Source organism: Paraburkholderia sp., from assembly GCF_034668105.1.
GTDB lineage: Bacteria > Pseudomonadota > Gammaproteobacteria > Burkholderiales > Burkholderiaceae > Paraburkholderia.
On record NZ_JAXDPY010000253.1, the window covers coordinates 1 to 21,254 of the forward strand.

The 21,254-nt window shown below is 60.1% G+C and carries 17 protein-coding genes, 2 tRNA genes and 1 pseudogene; 9 read left to right on the forward strand and 11 right to left on the reverse strand.

Going from position 1 to position 21,254, the window contains the following annotated elements; translation table 11 throughout:
• Nucleotides 1-489: 489 nt before the first annotated feature.
• The 3 genes from QOC89_RS11810 (at nucleotide 490) to QOC89_RS11820 (ending at nucleotide 3,456) form a co-directional block, all read left to right on the forward strand.
• Nucleotides 490-852 carry a LuxR C-terminal-related transcriptional regulator gene (locus QOC89_RS11810; RefSeq protein WP_323045182.1) on the forward strand — a complete coding sequence of 121 codons (363 nt, stop codon included), beginning with the start codon at nucleotides 490-492 and terminating at the stop codon, nucleotides 850-852.
• A gap of 543 nt (nucleotides 853-1,395) precedes the next feature.
• Complete coding sequence (locus QOC89_RS11815) at nucleotides 1,396-2,601, forward strand: YcaO-like family protein (protein WP_323045183.1); 1,206 nt, start codon at nucleotides 1,396-1,398, stop codon at nucleotides 2,599-2,601.
• A gap of 9 nt (nucleotides 2,602-2,610) precedes the next feature.
• Nucleotides 2,611-3,456, forward strand: a complete 846-nt coding sequence (locus tag QOC89_RS11820; RefSeq protein ID WP_323045184.1) for a class I SAM-dependent methyltransferase — start codon at nucleotides 2,611-2,613, stop codon at nucleotides 3,454-3,456.
• Between the two features lie 40 nt (nucleotides 3,457-3,496).
• Here the strand turns inward: QOC89_RS11820 and QOC89_RS11825 are convergent, their stop codons facing one another.
• The gene (locus QOC89_RS11825; protein ID WP_323045185.1) at nucleotides 3,497-4,405 is read right to left on the reverse strand and encodes a LysR family transcriptional regulator; all 909 of its coding nucleotides are present in this window, start codon (nucleotides 4,403-4,405) and stop codon (nucleotides 3,497-3,499) included.
• A gap of 156 nt (nucleotides 4,406-4,561) precedes the next feature.
• Here QOC89_RS11825 and QOC89_RS11830 point away from each other — a divergent pair, with 156 nt between their 5' ends.
• From QOC89_RS11830 to QOC89_RS11855, 6 genes and pseudogenes are all read left to right on the forward strand, one after another.
• A complete protein-coding gene (locus QOC89_RS11830) occupies nucleotides 4,562-6,682 on the forward strand; it encodes a 3-hydroxyacyl-CoA dehydrogenase NAD-binding domain-containing protein (protein ID WP_323045186.1) in 2,121 nt (706 codons plus the stop codon).
• Nucleotides 6,683-6,829: 147 nt separating this feature from the next.
• Nucleotides 6,830-8,038 (forward strand): acyl-CoA dehydrogenase family protein, encoded by a 1,209-nt coding sequence (locus tag QOC89_RS11835; RefSeq protein ID WP_323045187.1) that lies wholly within the window; start codon nucleotides 6,830-6,832, stop codon nucleotides 8,036-8,038.
• 12 nt (nucleotides 8,039-8,050) lie between these two features.
• On the forward strand, nucleotides 8,051-9,181 hold the full coding sequence (locus QOC89_RS11840) for an acyl-CoA dehydrogenase (RefSeq protein WP_323045188.1): 1,131 nt from the start codon (nucleotides 8,051-8,053) through the stop codon (nucleotides 9,179-9,181).
• Between the two features lie 108 nt (nucleotides 9,182-9,289).
• A pseudogene (locus QOC89_RS11845) lies at nucleotides 9,290-9,878 on the forward strand (LysR substrate-binding domain-containing protein); the annotation flags it as partial.
• A gap of 175 nt (nucleotides 9,879-10,053) precedes the next feature.
• On the forward strand, nucleotides 10,054-11,133 hold the full coding sequence (locus QOC89_RS11850) for a DUF3300 domain-containing protein (protein ID WP_323045189.1): 1,080 nt from the start codon (nucleotides 10,054-10,056) through the stop codon (nucleotides 11,131-11,133).
• Between the two features lie 330 nt (nucleotides 11,134-11,463).
• A complete protein-coding gene (locus QOC89_RS11855; RefSeq protein WP_323045199.1) occupies nucleotides 11,464-12,528 on the forward strand; it encodes an alpha/beta fold hydrolase in 1,065 nt (354 codons plus the stop codon).
• A gap of 209 nt (nucleotides 12,529-12,737) precedes the next feature.
• Here QOC89_RS11855 and QOC89_RS11860 read toward each other — a convergent pair.
• The 10 genes from QOC89_RS11860 to QOC89_RS11905 form a co-directional block, all read right to left on the reverse strand.
• Nucleotides 12,738-12,814 (reverse strand) — tRNA-Pro (locus QOC89_RS11860).
• 63 nt (nucleotides 12,815-12,877) lie between these two features.
• Nucleotides 12,878-13,282 (reverse strand): MerR family transcriptional regulator, encoded by a 405-nt coding sequence (locus QOC89_RS11865; RefSeq protein ID WP_323045190.1) that lies wholly within the window; start codon nucleotides 13,280-13,282, stop codon nucleotides 12,878-12,880.
• Nucleotides 13,283-13,328: 46 nt separating this feature from the next.
• Nucleotides 13,329-13,739, reverse strand: coding sequence for an integration host factor subunit alpha (locus QOC89_RS11870; RefSeq protein ID WP_179733152.1), 411 nt, complete (start codon nucleotides 13,737-13,739; stop codon nucleotides 13,329-13,331).
• Between the two features lie 69 nt (nucleotides 13,740-13,808).
• Nucleotides 13,809-16,244 carry a phenylalanine--tRNA ligase subunit beta gene (pheT, locus tag QOC89_RS11875; protein WP_323045191.1) on the reverse strand — a complete coding sequence of 812 codons (2,436 nt, stop codon included), beginning with the start codon at nucleotides 16,242-16,244 and terminating at the stop codon, nucleotides 13,809-13,811.
• 142 nt (nucleotides 16,245-16,386) lie between these two features.
• Nucleotides 16,387-17,400 (reverse strand): phenylalanine--tRNA ligase subunit alpha, encoded by a 1,014-nt coding sequence (gene pheS, locus QOC89_RS11880; protein ID WP_323045192.1) that lies wholly within the window; start codon nucleotides 17,398-17,400, stop codon nucleotides 16,387-16,389.
• A 158-nt stretch (nucleotides 17,401-17,558) separates the two neighbouring features.
• On the reverse strand, nucleotides 17,559-17,918 hold the full coding sequence (gene rplT, locus QOC89_RS11885; protein WP_006052502.1) for a 50S ribosomal protein L20: 360 nt from the start codon (nucleotides 17,916-17,918) through the stop codon (nucleotides 17,559-17,561).
• A 29-nt stretch (nucleotides 17,919-17,947) separates the two neighbouring features.
• Nucleotides 17,948-18,145 (reverse strand): 50S ribosomal protein L35, encoded by a 198-nt coding sequence (rpmI, locus tag QOC89_RS11890; protein ID WP_097389908.1) that lies wholly within the window; start codon nucleotides 18,143-18,145, stop codon nucleotides 17,948-17,950.
• Between the two features lie 247 nt (nucleotides 18,146-18,392).
• A complete protein-coding gene (infC, locus tag QOC89_RS11895; RefSeq protein ID WP_074263967.1) occupies nucleotides 18,393-18,917 on the reverse strand; it encodes a translation initiation factor IF-3 in 525 nt (174 codons plus the stop codon).
• Between the two features lie 48 nt (nucleotides 18,918-18,965).
• On the reverse strand, nucleotides 18,966-20,873 hold the full coding sequence (gene thrS, locus QOC89_RS11900; protein ID WP_323045193.1) for a threonine--tRNA ligase: 1,908 nt from the start codon (nucleotides 20,871-20,873) through the stop codon (nucleotides 18,966-18,968).
• A 250-nt stretch (nucleotides 20,874-21,123) separates the two neighbouring features.
• Nucleotides 21,124-21,200 (reverse strand) — tRNA-Val (locus QOC89_RS11905).
• Nucleotides 21,201-21,254 lie beyond the last annotated feature (54 nt).

Here is a 21,254-nt window from a genome sequence, read left to right on the forward strand (position 1 = left end):
CGGATGCCGTTCGCTTTCTTTTGATTTCGTTGGCCTTTCCTTGTGTTCTGATTGGTCTATTAGTGTTGCCCCTGTGCGGGGCGGCACTTACTTTCTTTGCCGCGGCAAAGAAAGATAAGCAAAGAAAGCCGCTCAACCCGCTAGCTCATAAGCGGGTCCCCCGCACAGTTACGGTAGTGGCACATCTGGAATCCGCCCCCTCGCACATTTTGGCACCAGCGACAAAGCGCTCATCAGCTCCCACTCCGCACTTCGTGCGTCGCGGATGGGTCTGCCTGGGAAACCCGCAGCGGTGGTCGGCGTGGTTGCGTGGTTGCGTGGTTGCGTGGTTGCGTGGTTGCGTGGTTGCGTGGTTGCGTGGTTGCGTAGTCGCGTAGTCGCGTAGTCGCGTAGTCGCGTAGTGGCGGTTCGTCGCGCCTTCTGCGGCAACAGTTCGACTGCGTGAAGCAATTCGTCGATTGTGATTCGTTGCATTTGCAACGGACACGCATGACGTCACAAGATGCACGCGCCCGGCGCATCGAGTGGATCGGCAGCTATGCGCGCGACCACGAAAACCTGCAGCGGACCATGGAGAAGTACTTCGGCAGTTTCGTGGACCGCGATCCGCTCAACGACCGCATTTCGAACGTGCAGCAGATCGAGCTGATTCACTTGTCCGCGCAGTGTCCGGCCTTCGTGAAGCGCATGACGACACTGTCGATCGCGGAGTCGATGGGCGTCAAGGAATCGACGGTCGAAACGTACGCCAGGCGCGCCTTCGCGAAGCCCGGCGTAAATTCACGCCGCGGCTTGCTGTCCGCGGTGCATGGCGTGGGAGCGGATGAACGCCTTGTCACGAACGCCGGATGAGCAATAGCACAGATATCTGATCGCCATCCGGCAGAGCGTGATCTGCGCCATCGGCGCGCTCCCCGCTCATCCTGCCGCCGCGCTCGAGTACGCGAATTCGATTTCGCCTGCTCATCCGCCAAAAGGCGCCTGTGACTGCGGGCTTTATAGCTGTTTTGTCCCGCTCAGGCCGCCGCATAGGGAATTGTCATTCAGGACGTTAATCCGCGCCATGTCGTCGCAGGGTTAGCGATCATTACATTAAAACTTCATATTTATTACCATTTAATTACTGCCAGCCGGCAGCGTGGTATCGCCGAATAGCGCATAACGTGCGATTGGCGCGTAGTGATCCGTGTTCTTTAAATCCAATTGGAGGTAGCTATGGGCTACATGATGGGCATGTATACGAGCGACTACGAGGAAACCCAATCACTATTGGACTCACGAGAAGCTGAGGGAATCGATTTCGATGCAATTCTAACTGAGGAGGAAATCGAAATTCTTTCCAGCTAAGTCAGGAAAGGGGGGAATTCGCACTCCCCTTTTAAATGGAGTTTGTACATGCAATGTATCGTCCCAGAACGCTCGGTTTCCCTCGCCGAAGCCGAAGCGAAGATCGACGCCCAACTGCGTGAAAACGCCGTGCGAATTAGCCTGGAACGCTTTGGTGCGCCACTTTCAAGCACCGTTGCGACGTTGGACTCGGATGAATTCAATGAAAGTTGCCGTGGGTGCGGAAAAGGATATGAAGACGAGGCTCGGGTAGGGGCGAAATTCGAAGCGTACGAACACCAGTATTCCTTGCAATATTTTCGAGCCGCTTGCGAACTCATGCCCTTTCCAGAGGTAGCAGCGCAACCCGCGTTGGCTCAGATGCTGCCAGTCCGGATTCTCGCCAGAAACAATCCAACGCAACTCGGCACAATACGATTTGACGCGGAAGAATCGCTTCCCACCCTTCACTACCCCGCTTTTCTGATCGACTACAAGTATCCATCAAATAGACTTGGCGGGGACGACGCCGACTATCAACTTGGCAAACGCTATTCCTGCGGCACCGGCCTGGCGGCTGGAGTGGGCTATGTCGAAGCCGCGATTCATGCGGTGAGTGAAGTGATCGAGCGGCACGGTGTGGGATGCTTCATGGCTCAGCATTTCTTCTATTCCGCACAGCAAGCCGTGCGGGTTGTTGCGCCAGATTCATTGCCCGATGACGCCGCACAGGTACTTCACGATGCCGAGTCATGCCTGAATTCCAGAATCCAGTTGATTGACGCGACCAGCACGATCGATTGTCCCGTCTATATCGCACGCTGCCAGGAAAGAAATATTGCAGGTGTTCACGTGATGGGAGCGGGTTGCTCAATCTATTCCAGTCACGCGGCGACGCGGGCGATCAAGGAGTTGGTTCAACACCACCGCATCGCCGAAAGTGTCGAGTGGGTTCGCGACGAGTGGCGGCGGCATATGCTGCATTTAAGTCCGATGCCCCGGCTTCAGGAATCTCTGGCGGCAGACCTTGATTCACGACCGGGCATCAGAATGACCGAGGTGTCCCTCCCGGCCGATCCGCCCAGCTTACCGCTCGCCGCACAACTTACTTCACTCAAGGACAGGTGCGGGACCGCAGGACTTCCGATCTGGTCCAAAGAACTGCATACCGCTGAACTAGGCGTTAGCCTGGCCTGTGCCGCGATGCCGAAGATGGAGCGGTTCTCTATCGTATCGCTCGGCAATTATGTCGTTCCAACCTATCGCTACATCTGAGTCACTCCGATGCCGGTAGTCAGGATAGGAAAAAACAGACAGCACGCGATCTATTTGCTGAGAGGCGAAGCCAATACCTGGCTCGGAATCAGATCAAAAACGCACGAACAGAGCCGGTATAGCGTCATTGAACCCGAGACCCTGCAAGGGCAAGTACTAGCCGACTCAAGCTCCGGTGATGCTCATCATTTCGAAGTTCTGGTCCCGAAACACGCCAACTGGAAGCAGGCACTATTTGATCGAGCCGACCGGATACAAGGCTTCGACATTCACTTTCCCTTCCCTCCGTCAGGAGAGACGGGTGATGAATTTGTATGCCCAGATTCTTTCTGGACCGAATGCGCTAGAAACCCAGTCAGTCTGGATCAGGAGGAAGCGCACTTCCGCTCTTTTACGATTAACTTCCTCCGGGATATCGTTCATCCTGGCTGCGTTATCTATGACCCTGCCAGTTCAACTGGATCGTTTTCCGGCTATCTGAAAGCGGCGCTGCCCCAATGCTTGATTCTGGCATCGGACGCCTCGCTATCAATGGCTCAAACAACCAGAAACAGAATAGATCACGCGTTTGTCTGCGATGCACTGCACCCCGCATTGCGGGACAATGCGTGCGACATCCTGATTTGCCGCTTCCTTAACCATGAAGTGATGACAACCCCATTGGCGAATAAAATTTTTTCGAAAATGGTGCCATTGATAAAGCGCAACGGAAAAATGATAGTTTTTGGACACACGCCAATTCTGATTGATATCCCCAGGATCAGTCAGAAATATGGAATGACATTGACGTCAAGCCTTGGGCGTTCCGAACTTCCGAACGGCCTGTTCCAATACTATGTCGTCGAGCTTCACTGAATTTACTGTGGCAGGTCTGATACCGCCAACCACTTGCCGCTCAAGCGGCAACCCCTCTGCCGCTTCCGCGCGCCTGCTCCAGAATGAAATCGATAAAACTCGCGGCGGCTCGCGTGTGATGACGATTCGGCATGTAAAGCATGTACATGTTCGTGCCGAAGATGCTGAGACGCCATTCATCGAGCGCCGTCACCACATCGCCGCGACGCAGGTCGTCCTGCACCACGTAGTCGGGCACCAGACCGACGCCCAGGCCAGCCAGCACTGCCTGGCGCAGGAACAGAAAGTTCTCGGAAATGATTGTCGGCTCCAGCAGCACTTCGTGGCGCTCGTCGCGCAGATAAGCCGCCACCCGCAACTGCCTGCCGACCACCGCCGCCGTAATCAACGGCGCCGTACGCAGATCGTCGAGCCGCATAGGCATGCCGCGGCTTTCGGCGAAATCCGGCGACGCACAGGCAACGTATCGCACCGGCCCCATGTCGCGCGCGACCAGATTCTGCGGCGGCTCGGACATCACCCGCACGGCGATGTCGACCTCGTCACGCATCAGATCCTCAACGCGATTCTCGAACATCACATCCAGCACGATGCCCGGATAAAGACGCTTGAACGCGATCAGCCAATCCGACATGACCAGTTGCCCGTAGCCGCTCGGCACGCTCAATCGCACGCGCCCCTGCAAGCTCTGCCCGAGCGTGGTCACCGACTCGCGCGCGGCCAGCAGCGCGTTCTGGATCGTGCGGCCATGCTCGTATAACTGCAGACCGATCTCAGTCGCCTCGACCCGGCGCGTGGTGCGTCTGACCAGTTGCAGCCCGACCGAACGCTCCAGTTGATTCAGGTGATAGCTCACATTCGCGCGGCTCATTTTCAGCCGGCGCGCGGCTTCGCTCAGGTTGCCCGCATCGAGAATATCGACCAGCAAGGTCAGTGAATGGACGTCCATGACGCACGCCTTTGTCAAAATAATTTTGACAGTCTCTCAACGGCGTATGCAATTGTCAATAAACCTTGATCAACCCACAATCGGAGAATCCGCCAGAGCCAATATTCCCGGATCCACCTCAATCTGGCCGGTAACAGACAGTCAGGAGAAGACACGATGACCCAGAACCCTTCCGCCGACGTTGTGACGCGCGAATTGCGCGGCAAAGTCCTGCTGGTGACGATCGACCACGCGCCGGTCAACGCCTTGTCCGCCGACGTGCGGCGCGGCCTGCTCGCCGCCGTCGAAGCCGCGGATGCGGACCCCGCCGTCGAGGCCGTGCTGATCGTCGGCGCCGGGCGCAACTTCATCGCGGGTGCGGATATTCGCGAGTTCGGCAAGCCGCCGGTGCCGCCATCGCTGCCGGACGTCTGCAACCGTATCGAAACCTGTACGAAGACCGTGGTCGCGGCCATTCATGGCGCGGCGCTCGGCGGCGGCCTGGAAGTGGCGCTGGCGGCGCACTACCGGCTCGCCGTGGATGGCGCGAAGCTCGGTTTGCCGGAAGTGCAGCTCGGCCTGCTGCCGGGCGCAGGCGGCACGCAGCGCACGCCGCGCCTGATCGGTGCGCAGGCCGCCCTCGAGCTGACCCTGAGCGGCCGTCACGCCGGCGCGAAGGAAGCGCTCGCGCTCGGGCTCATCGACCGGTTGGGCAGCAGCGGCGACATCCTCGCGGAAGGCCTCGCCTATGTGCACGAACTGCTGGCCGCTCACGCGCCGGTGCGGCGCACGCGCGACGCCGCGGCGCTCAGCGATCGCGCGGCGAGCCTCGCCGCCGTCGCCACGGCACGCGCGGACACGGCGAAGAAATCGCGCGGCCTGTTCTCGCCGCTCAAGATCGTCGATGCCGTCGAGGCCGCCATCGAACAACCCTTCGAAGACGGCCTGCGGCTCGAACGCAAATTGTTCCTGGAATGCATCGACAGTCCGCAGCGCGCCGGCTTGATTCACGCGTTCTTTGCCGAGCGTGAAGTGCTGAAGGCGCCGGAAACGCGCGATGCAAAACCGCGCGCGCTGAACCGCATCGGCGTGGTGGGCGGCGGCACGATGGGCGCGGGGATCGCCGTCGCGGTCCTCGATGCGGGCCTGCCGGTGACGATGATCGAACGCGACGACGCGTCGCTCGCACGTGGCCGCGCGCACATCGACAAGGTCTACGACGGCCTGATCGCCAAAGGCCGCATGAGCGCGGAGAAAAAAGCCGACGTGATGGCACGCTGGCACGGCAGCACCTCGTACGACGCGCTCGCCGACGCCGATCTGGTCATCGAAGCCGTCTTCGAAGACCAGGCGGTGAAAAAAGCCGTATTCGCCGAACTCGATCGCGTCTGCAAAGCCGGCGCGGTGCTCGCCACCAACACGTCGTATCTCGACATCGACGCGATTGCGGCCAGCATCTCGCGCCCCGCTGACGTCATCGGCCTGCACTTCTTCTCCCCCGCCAACATCATGAAGCTGCTGGAAGTGGTGGTGCCGAAGCAGGTCAGCGCGGACGTGGTCGCCACCGCGTTCGAACTCGCGAAGAAGCTGCGCAAGACGCCGGTGCGCGCGGGCGTGTGCGACGGCTTCATCGGCAATCGCGTGCTGGCGGTCTATCGCAGCGCGGCGGACGCGATGATGGAAGACGGTGCGTCGCCCTATCAGATCGATGCGGCCGTGCGTGCGTTCGGCTTCCCGATGGGGCCGTTCCAGGTGGTCGATCTGGCGGGCGGCGACATCGGCTGGGCCGCGCGCAAGCGGCGCGCACCCACGCGCAACCCTGCGGCACGCTACGTGCAGATCGCCGACCGCCTGTGCGAACGCGGCTGGTTCGGGCAGAAGACCGGCCGTGGTTTCTATCTGTACCCCGAAGGTTCGCGCAGTGGCACGCCGGACCCTGAGGTCGAGGCCATCATCGACGCCGAGCGTGAACGCGCCGGCATCACGCCGCGCACTTTCACCGACGAAGAGATCATCCGCCGCTACATGGCCGCGATGATCAACGAAGGCGCCAACGTCGTGCACGAAGGCATCGCGTTGCGGCCGCTCGACGTCGACGTCACTTTCCTCTACGGCTATGGCTTTCCGCGCTATCGCGGCGGTCCGATGAAATATGCCGATACGGTCGGCCTCGCCACGGTTCTCGCGGACAACCGCGAGTTCGCGAGAGAAGACCCGCTGTTCTGGCAAGCGTCGCCGCTGCTGGTGGAACTGGTCGAGCGCGGCGCCGATTTTGCAAGCCTCAATCAGCTCGCTTGAGACGGCACGTCATTTGGCGCATTCTCGACCGGTAGGCGCCTGCCCGGCCACCGGTCAACCGATCCACCGGTACGCCGGTACGCCGGTACGCCGGTACGCCGGTACGCCAGCGTGCCAGCCCAATAAACCCCCAGGAAAGGACCCGCCATGGATCTGAACTTCACGCCTGAAGAAGAAGCCTTCCGCACTGACGTGCAGCGCTTTTTGCGCGACAAGCTCCCGCAGCGTCTCGCCGACAAGGTACACGGCGGCCGCCGCCTGACGCGCGACGACATGGCTGAGTGGCACGCCATTCTCAACGCGCAAGGCTGGCTCGCCAATCATTGGCCGCAGGAGTACGGCGGCCCCGGCTGGAATGCCGTGCAGAAGTTCATCTTCGAAAACGAATGCGCGTTGGCGGGGGCACCGCGCGTCGTGCCGTTCGGCGTCAACATGCTCGGCCCGGTATTGATCAGATACGGCAGCGAGGCGCAAAAGCGCCACTGGTTGCCGCGCATTCTCGATGGCTCGGACTGGTGGTGTCAGGGTTACTCGGAACCTGGCGCGGGCTCGGACCTCGCATCGGTCAAGACCACGGCCGTCCGCGGCAGCGACGCGCAAGGCGAGCATTACATCGTCAACGGTCAGAAGACGTGGACCACGCTCGGCCACTACGCGAACATGATCTTCTGCCTCGTGCGCAGCGCCACCGACGTGCGCAAGCAGGAAGGCATCAGCTTCCTGCTGATCGACATGAACACGCCAGGCGTCGAGGTGCGGCCGATCATCACGCTCGACGGCGAGCACGAAGTCAACGAAGTGTTCTTCACGGACGTGCGCGTGCCCGTCGAAAACCTCGTGGGCGAAGAGAACAAAGGCTGGACCTACGCGAAATATCTGCTCACGTATGAGCGCACCAATATCGCGGGCGTCGGCTTCTCGGTGGCCGCCTTCGACCGGCTGCGCAAGATCGCCGCGAAACAGCAGCGCAACGGCCGGCCGCTGGCGGAAGATCCCGCGTTCGCGGCACGCATGGCGCGCGTCGAGATCGATCTGGAGAACATGAAAACCACCAATCTGCGCGTGATCGCGGCCGTGGCCGGCGGCGGCGTGCCCGGCGCCGAGAGTTCGATGCTGAAGATTCGCGGCACCGAGATCCGTCAGGAAATCTCCTCGCTCACGCGCCGCGCAATGGGACCGTACGCGCAGCCGTTCATCGAGGAAGCCTTGCACGACGGTTTCGAAGGCACGCCGGTCGGCCCCGCCGAAGCCGCGAGCGCGGCCTCGCTCTACTTCAACAATCGCAAGCTGTCGATCTTCGGCGGCTCCAACGAAATCCAGAAGAACATCATTGCCAAAATGATCCTCGGACTGTAAGGGGCGCATGCCATGAATTTCCAGCACACAGACGACCGCCGCATGCTGGCGGATACGCTCAATCGTTTTGTCGCCGAGCAATATGGCTTTGAGACGCGCGACCGGATCGCAGGCTCGGCTGAAGGCTTCAGCGCGGCGTTGTGGAATCGCTTCGCGGAACTCGGCATTATCGGCGCGTTGTTCGATGAAGCGGACGGTGGTTTCGGCGGCGGCGGTTTCGACATCGCTGTCGTATTCGAGAGCCTGGGCCGTGGCCTTGTGGTCGAACCGTTTCTCGACACACTGATTGTCGGACAGGCAATCGCGCGTGGCGGCAGCGAAGCGCAGAGAGCCACGCTGGCCGAAGTAATCGAAGGCTCGCGCCTGGTCGCGCTCGCGCACGGCGAGCCTGACGGCCACTACGAACTGGCGCGTGTCACCACGCGCGCGGAACGCAACGGCAACGCGTGGCGGCTGAACGGCGCGAAAGCGGTCGTTCAGCAAGGCGAGAACGCGTCGCTCTTTCTCGTCTCCGCGCGCACGGAAGGTACCGACGATTCAGAAGCCGGCATCACGCTCTTTCTCGTCCCGCGCGACGCAGCCGGTGTCAGCGTGCGCGGCTATCGAAAGATAGACGGCGGCCGTGCCGCCGAGCTCAGCTTCGACAACGTCACACTCGCCGATGACGCGCTGCTCGGCGCCTCCGGCGAGGGCTTCGCGACACTCGAATACGCGATCAGTTGTGGCGTGCTGGCCTTGTGTTCCGAAGCAGTCGGCGCGATGGATGTCGCGAAAGACTACACGCTTGAATACTTGCGCACACGCAAGCAGTTCGGCGTGCCGATCGGCAGCTTCCAGGCATTGCAGCATCGGATGGCGGATCTGCTGCTCGAGATCGAGCAGGCGCGCTCGGCGGTGATCAATGCAGCGGCGGCACTCGGCGCCGAACGCACGGCGCGGGAACGGGCGGTTTCAGCGGCGAAATACAGTCTCGGCAGGATCGGAGCGATGGTCGCCGAGGAATGTATTCAACTGCACGGCGGTATCGGCATGACGTGGGAATTGCCGCTGGCTCACTATGCGAAGCGCCTGGTCATGATCGATCATCAGCTTGGCGACGAGGATCATCATCTGGAGCGGTATATCGCGCTCGGCAGAGGATGAGCACGGGCACACGCTCTGCGCCGCCTTCATCACGTATGACGAAGCGGCGCGCACCCGCTTCGACAGCAAGATGAAACGCCGTTGATCGCAACGAGGTCCTGATTCATCAGCGGGCTGTCGGGGACGATCCGCTTCGACCGTCCGGACGACTACGCCGCCGTTTTTCTGCCGCATCTGCTGCGCCAGTTCTCAAGCCAACACCCGCATGCGCTGGTGGAGGTCATGTGCGCCCCCACGCCGCGATTGCTCGAACAACTGGACATGCATGCGCTGGACCTGGCGATGATCTCGTTGCCGGAGGACCCTCCGAATGACGACATCATTCGCCGCGAGCCGCTAGTCTGGGTCGGCTATCCGGGAATGGACTCCGCGCACTTCGAGCCGTTGCCGTTGGCGCTTTCCGATCCGGACGCTCGACCACGTGGCGGCCTGCGAGGCCTTACGACGCGCCGGCCGGGCCTACCGCATCGCCTATGCAAGCAGCAGTCTGGCCGGCCTCACTGCGCTGGTCCGCTCGGGGCAGGCCGTGGCCGTCATCACACAGACCGCCGTGGCCCCGGATCTCCACATACTCAATGACGATCCGGCGCTGCCGCCGTTGCCCACCATCGGCATTACCCTGAAGTTCGAGCGGGAGTGCCCCTCTCATCTGATAACGGTATTTGCGGAGCACCTCAGGCTGACGCTGCCGATGTTGCAGTTGAGTGGGCTCAGCAGAGTCGACGGCTTGTCGTCGCTGCTTGCGCCTGCGGGTTCAGCGTACCGACAACGACTTCTGGAAGAAGATAACGAAAACTTCATCAACGGGTCAGTTCCAGGACACTTCATTTGCCTACAGTAGAAGTTTAGATTGCAAAACCGGAACAGATTCCATGAAGTTGATGAAACGGATCCTCTCAATCGTTGTGCCGTCATGCATCGCGTTCGGGATGGCGAGCCATGCGTTCGCCGATCAGGATAGTCAGGCAGCGGTCCCGCCGTCCGCTGCAATTCAGCGCACGCCTGATCAGCTGCAGCAGCTTGTTGCTCCCATCGCGCTGTATCCGGATCCCCTGGTCGCACAAATTCTCGCTGCAGCCACACATACGGCGGAAGTCGTCGCAGCGGACCGCTGGATGCAATCGAATTCCCAATTGACAGGAGACGCGTTGGCCGCTCAAGTCGATCAGCAGGTCTGGGATTCCAGCGTCAAGGCGCTGACTGAATTTCCCGCCGTGCTCGCGAACATGGACCAGAATGTGGTCTGGACGTCGTCGCTTGGCGACGCGTATCTGAGCCAGCCACAGCAATTGATGGCGGCCATCCAGACGATGCGGCAGCAGGCCAGCACCGCGGGTAACCTGCAAACCAGCCAACAGGAAACGGTAACGAATGATGGTGGATCGATCAGCATCCTGCCAGCCGATCCCGCCCTCGTGTACGTGCCCGAATACGATCCGTCACTCGTGTATGGCGCAGCGATGCCGCTCTGGCCAGGCTGGTATGGCGATCCGGACCTCTACCTCGATGGGCCGGGAATCGTGTTCGGCGCCGGATTCGATTTGGGATATTTCGGTGGCTACGGCTGGGGCTGGCAACACTGGAGGCCCGACTGGCATCATCGGGCGGTATGGTTCGATGGCGGCCGGTATGTGTGGCACAACCGCAGCCTCGTCGACGCCAATCACTTCTTTCGCGGCAACGAAGGTTTCGATTCCCGGCATGGCGCTTACGACGCGCGCGGCATGTACGGTGCGGCGCACACGTATCTGCCTGCGATGTCGCCGCGACAACTCGCCGGATCGCATACGATTCCGGGCGTCGGATCGAACCGGTTCAGGGGAATCGGCCCTGAAGGCTTCGGTCGCGCACAGTTCGATAGCGGGCGTCCAGGCTTCGGTGCGATGGGGCGCGCCGAGATCGGACACGTCAGCGCAGGCGCCCATGGCGGAAGCGGAAGCGGACGCGGTTAGGCGCAGTGCCAGCGTCGCCCGTGGTCACTGTCATCGCGCAGGTTCCTGGCGGCTGATTCGGCGCCCCCAAACTCTGGCCGCATCGCGCAAATGTCATTTGCGCGTGCGGGCATTCTGTCACCGCCTCGCCCAGGGCATCATCGATTCGCCCCCCGTTGAACGCGCCCAGGGCGTGGCGCCTACGTGGAGAGGACCGAAACATGTTGTCGACGATCGTGATCAAGCGGTCGAATGACCATCACTGGCCGGCTGCTTTCTCAGGCGCATCACCTATCCCCTTCGCTGAATGGCATGAGTCCCAGCGTTCAATCCAGAATCGAGGTTCAATCGATGCGCTTTTTCACCGTTGTTCGCAGTACCTGCTGGTCCGTTCTCTTTGCGTTACTCCCTTCGCTCGCCTTCGCGCAAGGTTATCCCGCTCCGCGTGAAGGTGACTGGATCGCACCGAGCTTTACGTTCCATACGGGCGATACGCTGAATGCTGTTCGCCTTCACTATCTGACCATTGGCGACCCTGCCAACCCGGCGGTTCTCGTGCTTCATGGCACGAACCAACCCGCGGCAAGCATGTTGACGCCGAACTTTGCAGGCAAGCTGTTTGGACCCGGGCAGCCGCTCGATGCGACGAAGTACTTCATCATCCTGCCCGAAGGAATCGGCATCGGGAAATCCACCAAGCCTTCCGATGGCCTGCACGCGCATTTTCCTCAGTACGACTACGACGATATGGTGTCCGCCCAATATCGCATGGTCACGGAAGGACTCGGCATTCATCATCTTCGCCTCGTCCTCGGCTACTCCTTGGGAGGAATGCAGACCTGGCTTTGGGGCGAAAAATATCCCGACATGATGGATGCGCTCGTTCCGATGGCGGCCCAACCTGTCGAGATGTCCGCGCGCAACTGGATGATGCGTCGCATGCTCGTCGAGTCGATCAGGCAAGATCCGGCATGGAAGCATGGCGACTATACGGTGCAGCCCCCGTCGTTACGCCTCGCCAGCACGATGTTTGCGATCGCGACGAGCGGCGGCACGCTTGCTTACCAGACGTTGGCGCCGACGCGTGCAAAAGCGGACAAGATGGTCGACAACATGCTGGCGGCGCCCAAAGGCGATGCCAACGATGTCATGTATCAATGGGCTGCGGCCGCCGATTACAACCCCGTACCAGGATTGCCCCGAATTCAGGCGCCTTTACTGGCCATTAACTCCGCGGATGACGAGCGTAACCCGCCGGACACCGGCACGATGCAGACGGCGCTCCAACAATTGAAGCACGCACGCTTGTTGTTGATTCCAACCAGCGCCGAAACCCGAGGACACGCGACGCTAGTCAACGCGACGTTCTACGCAGAGCAGCTGGCTGCATTCATGCAAGCGACGGCCCCTCACTGACTGCGCCGTTCATGCTCGCCCTCATCGGCACGGAATCTGTTGCAGTGAAGCGCTCCACTATCCTGTGCGGAACGATATGAACGACTGAAAGCTCGGTGAAGACGTTGAATCCTGCGGGGCGCCGCAAATCGTCGTAAATTTGATGCGGTAACGGAGACCGTAAACGAAAAACGGGTTACAGGCCGAAGCTTGTAACCCGTTGATTTCTTTGGTCGGGGCGAGAGGATTTGAACCTCCGACCACCTGCACCCCATGCAGGTACGCTACCAGGCTGCGCTACGCCCCGAACAGCTAAAAATTATAACAGACACTTCAATCGATTAGAACTGCCCTGCGCGAACAAAGCAAACTAGTGACCCAACAAATCGATCACATACAGCAGTTCCTTACGCAACTGCTCCACATCGACCGCCGCCGCTGCTGCCGGCGCCGCTGCGCCCTCGCCTTCCTCGGCCACCTCAGCCGGCGCACCGTGCACGCCGCCGCCATGCGAATCAAGCCGATTACGCGCGCCATTGATCGTGAAGCCCTGCTCATACAGCAACTCACGAATCCGCCGGATCAACAGCACCTCATGATGCTGGTAGTACCGGCGATTGCCGCGCCGCTTGACCGGCCTCAACTGCGTGAACTCCTGCTCCCAATAGCGCAGCACGTGCGGTTTCACGCCGCATAGTTCGCTGACCTCACCAATCGTGAAGTAGCGCTTCGCCGGAATCGGAGGCAAGACGACTTTTTCGATCGTCGCTGTCATCGTCAGTTAGCCGTCGTGGTGGGTTGCGCAGGAACGCGCCAATCGATCAGCGCGAGAAGCTCGCTTCAGCGCCGTTCTCGACCAGTGCCTTCAGCTTTTGACTTGCATGGAACGTCACAACGCGGCGCGCCGCGATTGGAATCGCCTCGCCGGTCTTCGGGTTTCTGCCGGGACGCTGGGGTTTGTCCCGCAACTGAAAGTTGCCGAACCCCGACAGCTTCACGCTATCGCCACTCTCCAGCGCATCGCGGATCACCTCGAAGAACGCCTCGACCATGTCTTTCGCTTCCCGCTTGTTGAGCCCGACATTGTCGAACAGCAACTCGGCAAGTTCAGCCTTGGTAAGCGTCGGCGTTTCGGTGGAAACGGCCGCGGGTGATGTCGGAATTTCGCGAATCATGGCGCTGCGTTGCGCCGTAAGAAGGGCTTCGAAATCACTCGAGTTCATTTCATTCATATCTATCAAATGGCGCGCCAAGCAGAAACGGAGGTTGCGAAAAAATGCCGTGCAAATGTTAAATGCGGGTTATCCACGCAACCGTGCGCCATATACTCGAGCCAGACGTTCCACCAGAGTTTGAATGGCCAGATCGACCGTTTCATCCTGAAGGGTCCCGCCAGTATCTTGCAAGGTCACACGGAACGCAAGGCTTTTCTCGTGAGCAGCCAGACCACCGGAAGTGTTTGATTTTGGACGGAATTCGTCGAAAAGCGCAACCTTCTGAACAGTCTTGCAAGCCTCTTCGGACTGCGCCTTCTGCAGTTCGTCCAGAAGCGCCTGTACCTCGATTTTCTGATCGACGACCACCGCAATATCGCGACGCACCGGCGGAAATCTGGACACATCCGACGGAATCGGCAATACGCGCTGCATTAATGCTTCCGATTCGATTTCAAACAGAATAGGCGCATGCGGCAAATCATATTTTTGCATCCAGCGCGGATGCAATTCGCCAATCCAGCCCACTGCACGATCATTCAGTTCAATACGCGCGCTGCGGCCCGGATGCAAAGCCGGATGTTCCGCTTTCACGAAGCGCGCCACGGCCGGCGCGAGCACGGCTTCAATGTCGCCCTTCACGTCGAAGTAGTCGACGGCGCGCGTTTGTGCGCCCCATTGCTCTTCGAACGCGGGACCGTAGGCGAGGCCGCCGATCATCTTCGGCTGCGCGAAACCTTCGACCGTCAGCTCGCCGGCCTTGATCGACGGATCGTGCAGGAACACGCGGCCGGCTTCGAACACCCGCACGCGATCGGCCGCGCGACGGTTCAGATTGGTACGCAGCACGTTGACCAGGCTGCCGAACAGCGTGGTGCGCATCACCGACAACTGGCTCGCGATCGGATTCAACAGACGTACCGGCTTGTCGTTGCCGGCGAAATCCTGCTCCCACTCGGCGTCGACGAAACTGAAGTTGACCGTTTCCGCGTAATCGCGCGCGGCGAGCGCGTGACGGATCACGTGAATCGAGCGCTGCGTTTCGTTGGTCGGCAGCATTTCGCTGGTCGCAACCGGCGGACGCGCGGGAATCTTCTCGAAACCGTAGATACGCGCGACCTCTTCGATCAGGTCCTCTTCGATTTCGATATCGAAACGGTACGACGGCGGCATCACTGAGAACGTATCGCCGTCGCGTTCGAACGTGAGGCCGAGGCGCGTGAAGATCTGCGCGATTTCGTCCGCGTCGATCTTGATGCCGATGATGCGGTTTGCGCGCGAAACCCGCATCTTCACCGGCTCGCGCTGCGGCACGTTGACGATCTGATCGTCGACCGGGCCGGCTGCGCCGCCGCAGATATCGAGGATCAATTGCGTGATGCGTTCGATATGCTCGACCGTGGTCGCGTAGTCGACGCCGCGTTCGAAACGATGACCCGCATCGGTCGAGAAGTTGTATTTGCGCGAGCGGCCGCGAATGCTATCCGGCCACCAGAACGCGGCTTCGAGATAGATGTTGGTGGTGTCGAGCGTAACGGCCGTGCTGTCGCCGCCCATGATGCCGGCGAGGCTTTCGATATGCTGCTCATCAGCGATCACGCCGACGGTTTCATCGAGTTCGACGGTGTTGCCATTCAACAGCTTGAGCGTTTCGCCCTTGCGGCCCCAACGCACGTCCATGCCGCCGTGGATCTTGTCCAGATCGAACACGTGCGACGGACGGCCGAGTTCGAGCATCACATAGTTCGAGATGTCGACGAGTGCGGAAATGCTGCGCTGGCCCGAACGCTCCAGACGCTGGACCATCCATTGCGGCGACTTCGCGCGCGCGTTCACACCGCGAATCACGCGACCCGAAAAACGGCCGCACAGATCCGGCGCCGAGATTTTGACGGGCAACGTTTCATCAAGCTTGACTTCGACCGGCTTGATCTCAAGCGGGCGCAGCGCTGCGCCGGTGATGGCCGAGGTTTCGCGCGCCACGCCGAACACGGACAGACAGTCCGCCTTGTTCGGTGTCAGCTTGATTTCGAAAACCGTGTCGTCGAGATTGAGCGTTTCGCGGATGTCCTGGCCGATCGGCGTATCTTCCGGCAGGATCATCAGGCCGCTATGATCTTCCGAGAGTTTCAGTTCGCGTGCCGAGCACAGCATGCCCTGACTCTCCACGCCGCGCAGCTTGGAGAGCTTGATCGCGAACGGCGCGCCGCCCTCTTCGGCCGGCGGCAACTCCGCACCCACGAGAGCGACCGGCACCTTGATGCCCGGCGTGACATTCGGCGCACCGCACACAATGTTCAGCGTCGCGCCCGTGCCGGCGTTCACCTGACATACGTTGAGCTTGTCCGCGTCCGGGTGCTTGACGACTTCCAGCACCTGGCCGACCACGATCTTCGAGGTCGGCGGCGCGGCCGGCCGCAGGTCTTCGACTTCGAGACCCGCCATCGTCAACGCGTGCGACAGCTCGTCCGTCGTGAGTTGCGGATTGACAAAGGTTCTCAGCCAGGATTCCGGGAATTGCATGGTTCTGTGTACGTTCTGATCAGGTTAGGTCCATGTCCGGCAGGTGCTTCGATACTCGTCATTGACGAGCACTGCCGGGGACGCTGCTGCGGCACTGCGTGCAGTGTCGCGCTCTATGCTTGTCGCGTTCGTACGCGCCAGTTCACGCGAATTGACGCAGGAAACGCAGGTCGTTTTCGAAGAACAGACGCAGATCTTGCACGCCGTAACGCAACATCGTGAGCCGCTCGAGACCGCTGCCGAAAGCAAAGCCGATGTAGCGCTCGGGATCGAGGCCCATGTTGCGGATCACCGTGGGGTGAACCTGGCCGGAACCCGAAATTTCGAGCCACTTGCCGGCGATCTTGCCCGTTTCGAACAGCATGTCGATTTCAGCCGACGGTTCGGTGAACGGAAAGTACGACGGACGGAAGCGCACCTGAATATCGTCGCGCTCGAAGAATTTCTTGAGGAAGTCGGTATAGACACCCTTCAGATCCGCGAAGCTGATGTTCTCGTCGATCCACAGGCCTTCGACCTGGTTGAACATGGGCGAATGCGTTGCATCGCTGTCCACACGATACGTGCGGCCCGGCACGATCACCTTGATCGGCGGCGTATTGGTACGCGCGTAACGCACCTGCATCGGGCTGGTGTGCGTGCGCAACAGGAGTTGACGGCCGTCGGCGTCTTTGCCGTCGACGTAGAAGGTGTCCTGCATCGAACGCGCCGGATGGTTTTCCGGGCTGTTCAGCGAGGTGAAGTTGTACCAGTCGGTTTCGATCTCGGGGCCGTCGGCCACGTCGAATCCGATCGTACGGAAAATCTGCTCGACGCGCTCCCATGTGCGCATCACCGGGTGCAGGCTACCTGCACCGGTGCCGCGGCCGGGCAGCGTAACGTCGATGGCTTCAGCGGCGAGGCGCTGGTTCAGCAACGCATCGGCCAGCGCCTGACGGCGGGCCGTCAATGCGGCTTCCACTTGTTGTTTGACGAGGTTGATCCGTGCGCCTTCGGTCTTGCGCGTTTCGGGATCGAGTTTGCCAAGTCCCTTCAAGAGCTCGGTCAGCGCACCCGATTTGCCGAGAAAGCGCGCTTTCTCGTTCTCGAGGGTGGTGACGTCGGAGGCTTCTGCGAAGGCTTTTTGCGCGTCGGCGACAATCTGGTCCAGATCCATTGATCCCATCATTTCAACGTCAGTGTTCAATCGAAAGCAAAACTGGTTCTACCAACAAAAACGGGGCTCGGTGAGGAGCCCCGTTTTTGCTGCAGCGTCACCGAGACTACCGGATATTCGCTGCAACGAACCACGCAGTTTAATTGCCCAAAGCGCAATCAGGCTGCAACGGCGGCTTTCACCTGCTGAACGATCGCAGCAAAAGCAGCCTTGTCGAACACAGCCATGTCGGCCAGCACCTTGCGGTCGAGTTCGATCGAAGCCTTCTTCAGGCCGTTGATGAACACGCTGTACGTCATGTCGTGCTGACGCACCGCCGCGTTGATACGCGTGATCCACAATGCACGGAACACACGCTTCTTGTTGCGGCGATCGCGGTAGGCGTATTGGCCTGCGCGCATGACCGCCTGCTTGGCGATGCGATAGACGTTATTGCGACGGCCGCGGTAACCCTTGGCCAGCTTGATGATCTTCTTGTGACGGGCCCGTGCGGTAACCCCACGTTTTACTCGAGGCATGTCTTGCTCCTATGAGTTTCGGTTAAGGGTTAAGCGAACGGCAGCATTGCGCGCACGGAGTTCATATCTGCTTCATGAACTGACGTCGAACCGCGCAAATGGCGTTTGTTCTTGGTGGTCTTCTTGGTAAGAATGTGGCGCTTGAAGGCTTGACCGCGCTTGACGGTACCGCCCGGACGCACCACGAAGCGCTTTGCAGCACTCTTCTTGGTCTTCATCTTCGGCATGACAACTCCATTATTAGATGGATATGGGTGTGCGGTCGGCCAGATGGCCATTACCCGCCCTTCGAAACCCATTCCACTTGGTATGCAGACCGCCGTTACCACCGGCAGCCGCTTTTCAGGAAACGAAGCCCATTTGCATAGGCACCGATCCGAAACCTGCCGATACCGCGCCGGAGACCTGGCACAGCATCGTTCGATCTTTCGCAACGAGAGCACGCGCCACACGGCGCGCCGTCGCTCCAATCGCTTACTTCTTTTTCTTGGGCGCGAGCACCATGATCATCTGGCGCCCTTCCATTTTCGGCATCTGCTCGACCTGACCGACTTCGTCGAGGTCCGTGCGCAGGCGCTCAAGCATGCGCATACCGATTTCCTGGTGGGCCATTTCGCGGCCACGGAAACGCAACGTGATTTTCGTCTTGTCGCCGTCGTCGAGGAAGCGAATGAGGTTGCGCAGCTTGACGTTGTAATCGCCGTCATCGGTGCCCGGGCGGAATTTCACTTCCTTGACCTGGACAATCTTCTGCTTCAGCTTGGCCTCGTGTTGCTTCTTCGCTTCCGAGTACTTGAACTTGCCGTAGTCCATCAAACGGCAGACCGGCGGAACCGCTTGCGGAGCGATTTCAACCAGATCCACATCCTGCTGTTCCGACATGCGGAACGCATCAGCAAGTTTCACGATGCCGAGCGGTTCGTTCTCGACGCCGACCAGACGCACCTCGGGTGCTGTAATTTCACCGTTGATGCGGTGCGCAGACTTATCAGTAGCGATGTTACGTTTCCTCTAAAAATTAAAAAACGAGCCGGGCTGCCAAGTGGCTCAGTTGAACGACTGCACGTTCTGGCGCAGACGCTCAATGAAAGTATCGAGAGGCATCACGCCGAGATCGACACCACCACGGGCACGCACGGCTACCGTTTGGGCTTCACGCTCTTTGTCGCCGACCACAAGCAGATACGGCACCTTTTCCAGCGTGTGCTCGCGTATTTTATAGCTAATCTTCTCGTTGCGCAAATCAGCCTCCACTCTAACCCCTTGTTTTTGCAACGATTGGGCTAGCGACTGCGCATATTCGGCCTGACTTTCCGCGATATTCATCACCACGACCTGCATCGGCGCCAGCCACGCGGGCATTGCACCAGCATGGTGCTCGATCAGAATACCGAGAAAACGCTCCATCGATCCGACGATTGCCCGGTGCAGCATGATCGGACGGCGGCGGCCATTGTCTTCCGCGACGTATTCGGCGCCCAGCCGTTCCGGCAGCACCATGTCGAGCTGCAACGTGCCGCATTGCCACGAGCGGCCAAGCGCGTCCTTGATGTGGTATTCGACCTTCGGCCCGTAGAACGCGCCCTCGCCCGGCAGCTCTTCCCACGTCACGCCGCACGCCGTCAGCGCCTCGCGCAAGCCCTGCTCCGCACGATCCCACGTCTCGTCCGTGCCGGCGCGCGCGTCCGGACGCAGCGACAGCTTGATCTCGACGTTGTCAAAGCCGAAATCCTTATAGACGCTCATCGCCAGCGTATTGAACGCGATCGACTCGCTGATGAACTGGTCTTCGGTACAGAAAATGTGGGCGTCGTCCTGCACGAACCCACGTACGCGCATCAGGCCATGTAGCGCTCCCGACGACTCATTGCGGTGGCACGAGCCGAATTCCGCATACCGCAGCGGCAGATCGCGGTACGAGCGCAAGCCGTGATTGAACACCTGCACGTGGCCCGGGCAGTTCATCGGCTTGATCGCGTAATCACGCTTTTCCGACTCGGTCGTGAACATGTTTTCACGATAGTTCTGCCAATGGCCCGACGCTTCCCAGAGGGAACGGTCCATGATCATCGGCGTCTTGATTTCAAGGTAGCCGGCGTCGTTCACGCGGCGGCGCATGTACTGCTCGACCTGCTGCCACAGCGTCCAGCCACGCGGATGCCAGAACACCATGCCCGGCGACTCGTCCTGCATATGGAACAGATCGAGTTGCTTACCGAGCTTGCGGTGATCGCGCTTTTCGGCCTCTTCAAGCATGTGCAGATACGCGTCCTGGTCTTCCTTCTTCGTCCAGGCCGTACCGTAGATGCGCTGCAACTGCTCGTTCTTCGAGTCGCCTCGCCAGTAGGCGCCCGCAAGCTTCATCAACTTGAAGACCTTCAGCTTGCCGGTGGACGGCACGTGGGGGCCGCGGCACAGATCGGTGAAGCCGCCATGCGAATAAAGCTTGATTTCGTCGGTAGCCGGAATCGATTCGATGATCTCGGCCTTGTACTTTTCGCCGATGCTCTTGAAGTAGTCCACCGCTTCGTCGCGCGAGACCACGCGGCGCGACACCGGTTCGTCTTTCTTCGCGAGTTCCTGCATGCGCTTTTCGATCTTCTCGAGATCTTCAGGCGTGAAGGGACGGCTGTAGGCGAAGTCGTAGTAAAAGCCGTTGTCGATGACCGGGCCGATCGTGACTTGCGCTTCCGGGAACAGATCCTTCACCGCGTAGGCGAGCAAATGCGCGGTGGAGTGACGAATGATATCGAGGCCGTCGGCATCTTTATCGGTGACGATGGCGAGCGCCACGTCACGATCGATCCGCGTGGACGTGTCGACGAGCTCACCGTCGATCTTGCCGCCGAGCGCGGCCTTCGCGAGGCCGGGGCCGATCGAGGCGGCCACTTCGGCGACGGTCACCGGATGCTCGTACTGTCGAACAGAACCGTCAGGCAGGCGTATCGAAACCATTGCGTTCTCCGTGGTGCCGACCGGCGGCGGCACATACAACCATCAAATAAGCCAAAAAAAATGCGGCCCCGCTTTCGAGGGGCCGCATTCACATTTCCTGCAAACTACATTGGCGAAAGTGGTCCTCGACTAGCGTCGCTCCGAAGTAGTTTCGGTCAACGTTCGCGGTGTCATACCCTACTCGCCTTTTTGCGCCGAGGCGCTTACTGCAGTTTGCGAAACCCCGGCAAAACCGGAATTTCTCTTTCGTTGGTAGGCTCGATTGGACTCGAACCAACGACCCCCACCATGTCAAGGTGGTGCTCTAACCAGCTGAGCTACGAGCCTGAAGAAACGAGATTATATGGAGCCCCACACCGCTTGGCAAGTACTTTTATGCAC

Bases quoted from the DNA above. Each gene is read 5' to 3' on its own strand.
- pheS (WP_323045192.1), bottom strand. From the start codon at position 17,400: ATGGATCTGGACCAGATTGTCGCCGACGCGCAAAAAGCCTTCGCAGAA.
- QOC89_RS11840 (WP_323045188.1), top strand. From the start codon at position 8,051: ATGAATTTCCAGCACACAGACGACCGCCGCATGCTGGCGGATACGCTC.
- QOC89_RS11870 (WP_179733152.1), bottom strand. From the start codon at position 13,739: ATGAATGAAATGAACTCGAGTGATTTCGAAGCCCTTCTTACGGCGCAA.
- rpmI (WP_097389908.1), bottom strand. From the start codon at position 18,145: ATGCCGAAGATGAAGACCAAGAAGAGTGCTGCAAAGCGCTTCGTGGTG.
- QOC89_RS11850 (WP_323045189.1), top strand. From the start codon at position 10,054: ATGAAGTTGATGAAACGGATCCTCTCAATCGTTGTGCCGTCATGCATC.
- QOC89_RS11830 (WP_323045186.1), top strand. From the start codon at position 4,562: ATGACCCAGAACCCTTCCGCCGACGTTGTGACGCGCGAATTGCGCGGC.
- pheT (WP_323045191.1), bottom strand. From the start codon at position 16,244: ATGCAATTCCCGGAATCCTGGCTGAGAACCTTTGTCAATCCGCAACTC.
- QOC89_RS11815 (WP_323045183.1), top strand. From the start codon at position 1,396: ATGCAATGTATCGTCCCAGAACGCTCGGTTTCCCTCGCCGAAGCCGAA.
- QOC89_RS11835 (WP_323045187.1), top strand. From the start codon at position 6,830: ATGGATCTGAACTTCACGCCTGAAGAAGAAGCCTTCCGCACTGACGTG.
- thrS (WP_323045193.1), bottom strand. From the start codon at position 20,873: ATGGTTTCGATACGCCTGCCTGACGGTTCTGTTCGACAGTACGAGCAT.
- QOC89_RS11820 (WP_323045184.1), top strand. From the start codon at position 2,611: ATGCCGGTAGTCAGGATAGGAAAAAACAGACAGCACGCGATCTATTTG.
- QOC89_RS11855 (WP_323045199.1), top strand. From the start codon at position 11,464: ATGCGCTTTTTCACCGTTGTTCGCAGTACCTGCTGGTCCGTTCTCTTT.
- QOC89_RS11865 (WP_323045190.1), bottom strand. From the start codon at position 13,282: ATGACAGCGACGATCGAAAAAGTCGTCTTGCCTCCGATTCCGGCGAAG.
- rplT (WP_006052502.1), bottom strand. From the start codon at position 17,918: ATGCCTCGAGTAAAACGTGGGGTTACCGCACGGGCCCGTCACAAGAAG.
- QOC89_RS11825 (WP_323045185.1), bottom strand. From the start codon at position 4,405: ATGGACGTCCATTCACTGACCTTGCTGGTCGATATTCTCGATGCGGGC.
- QOC89_RS11810 (WP_323045182.1), top strand. From the start codon at position 490: ATGACGTCACAAGATGCACGCGCCCGGCGCATCGAGTGGATCGGCAGC.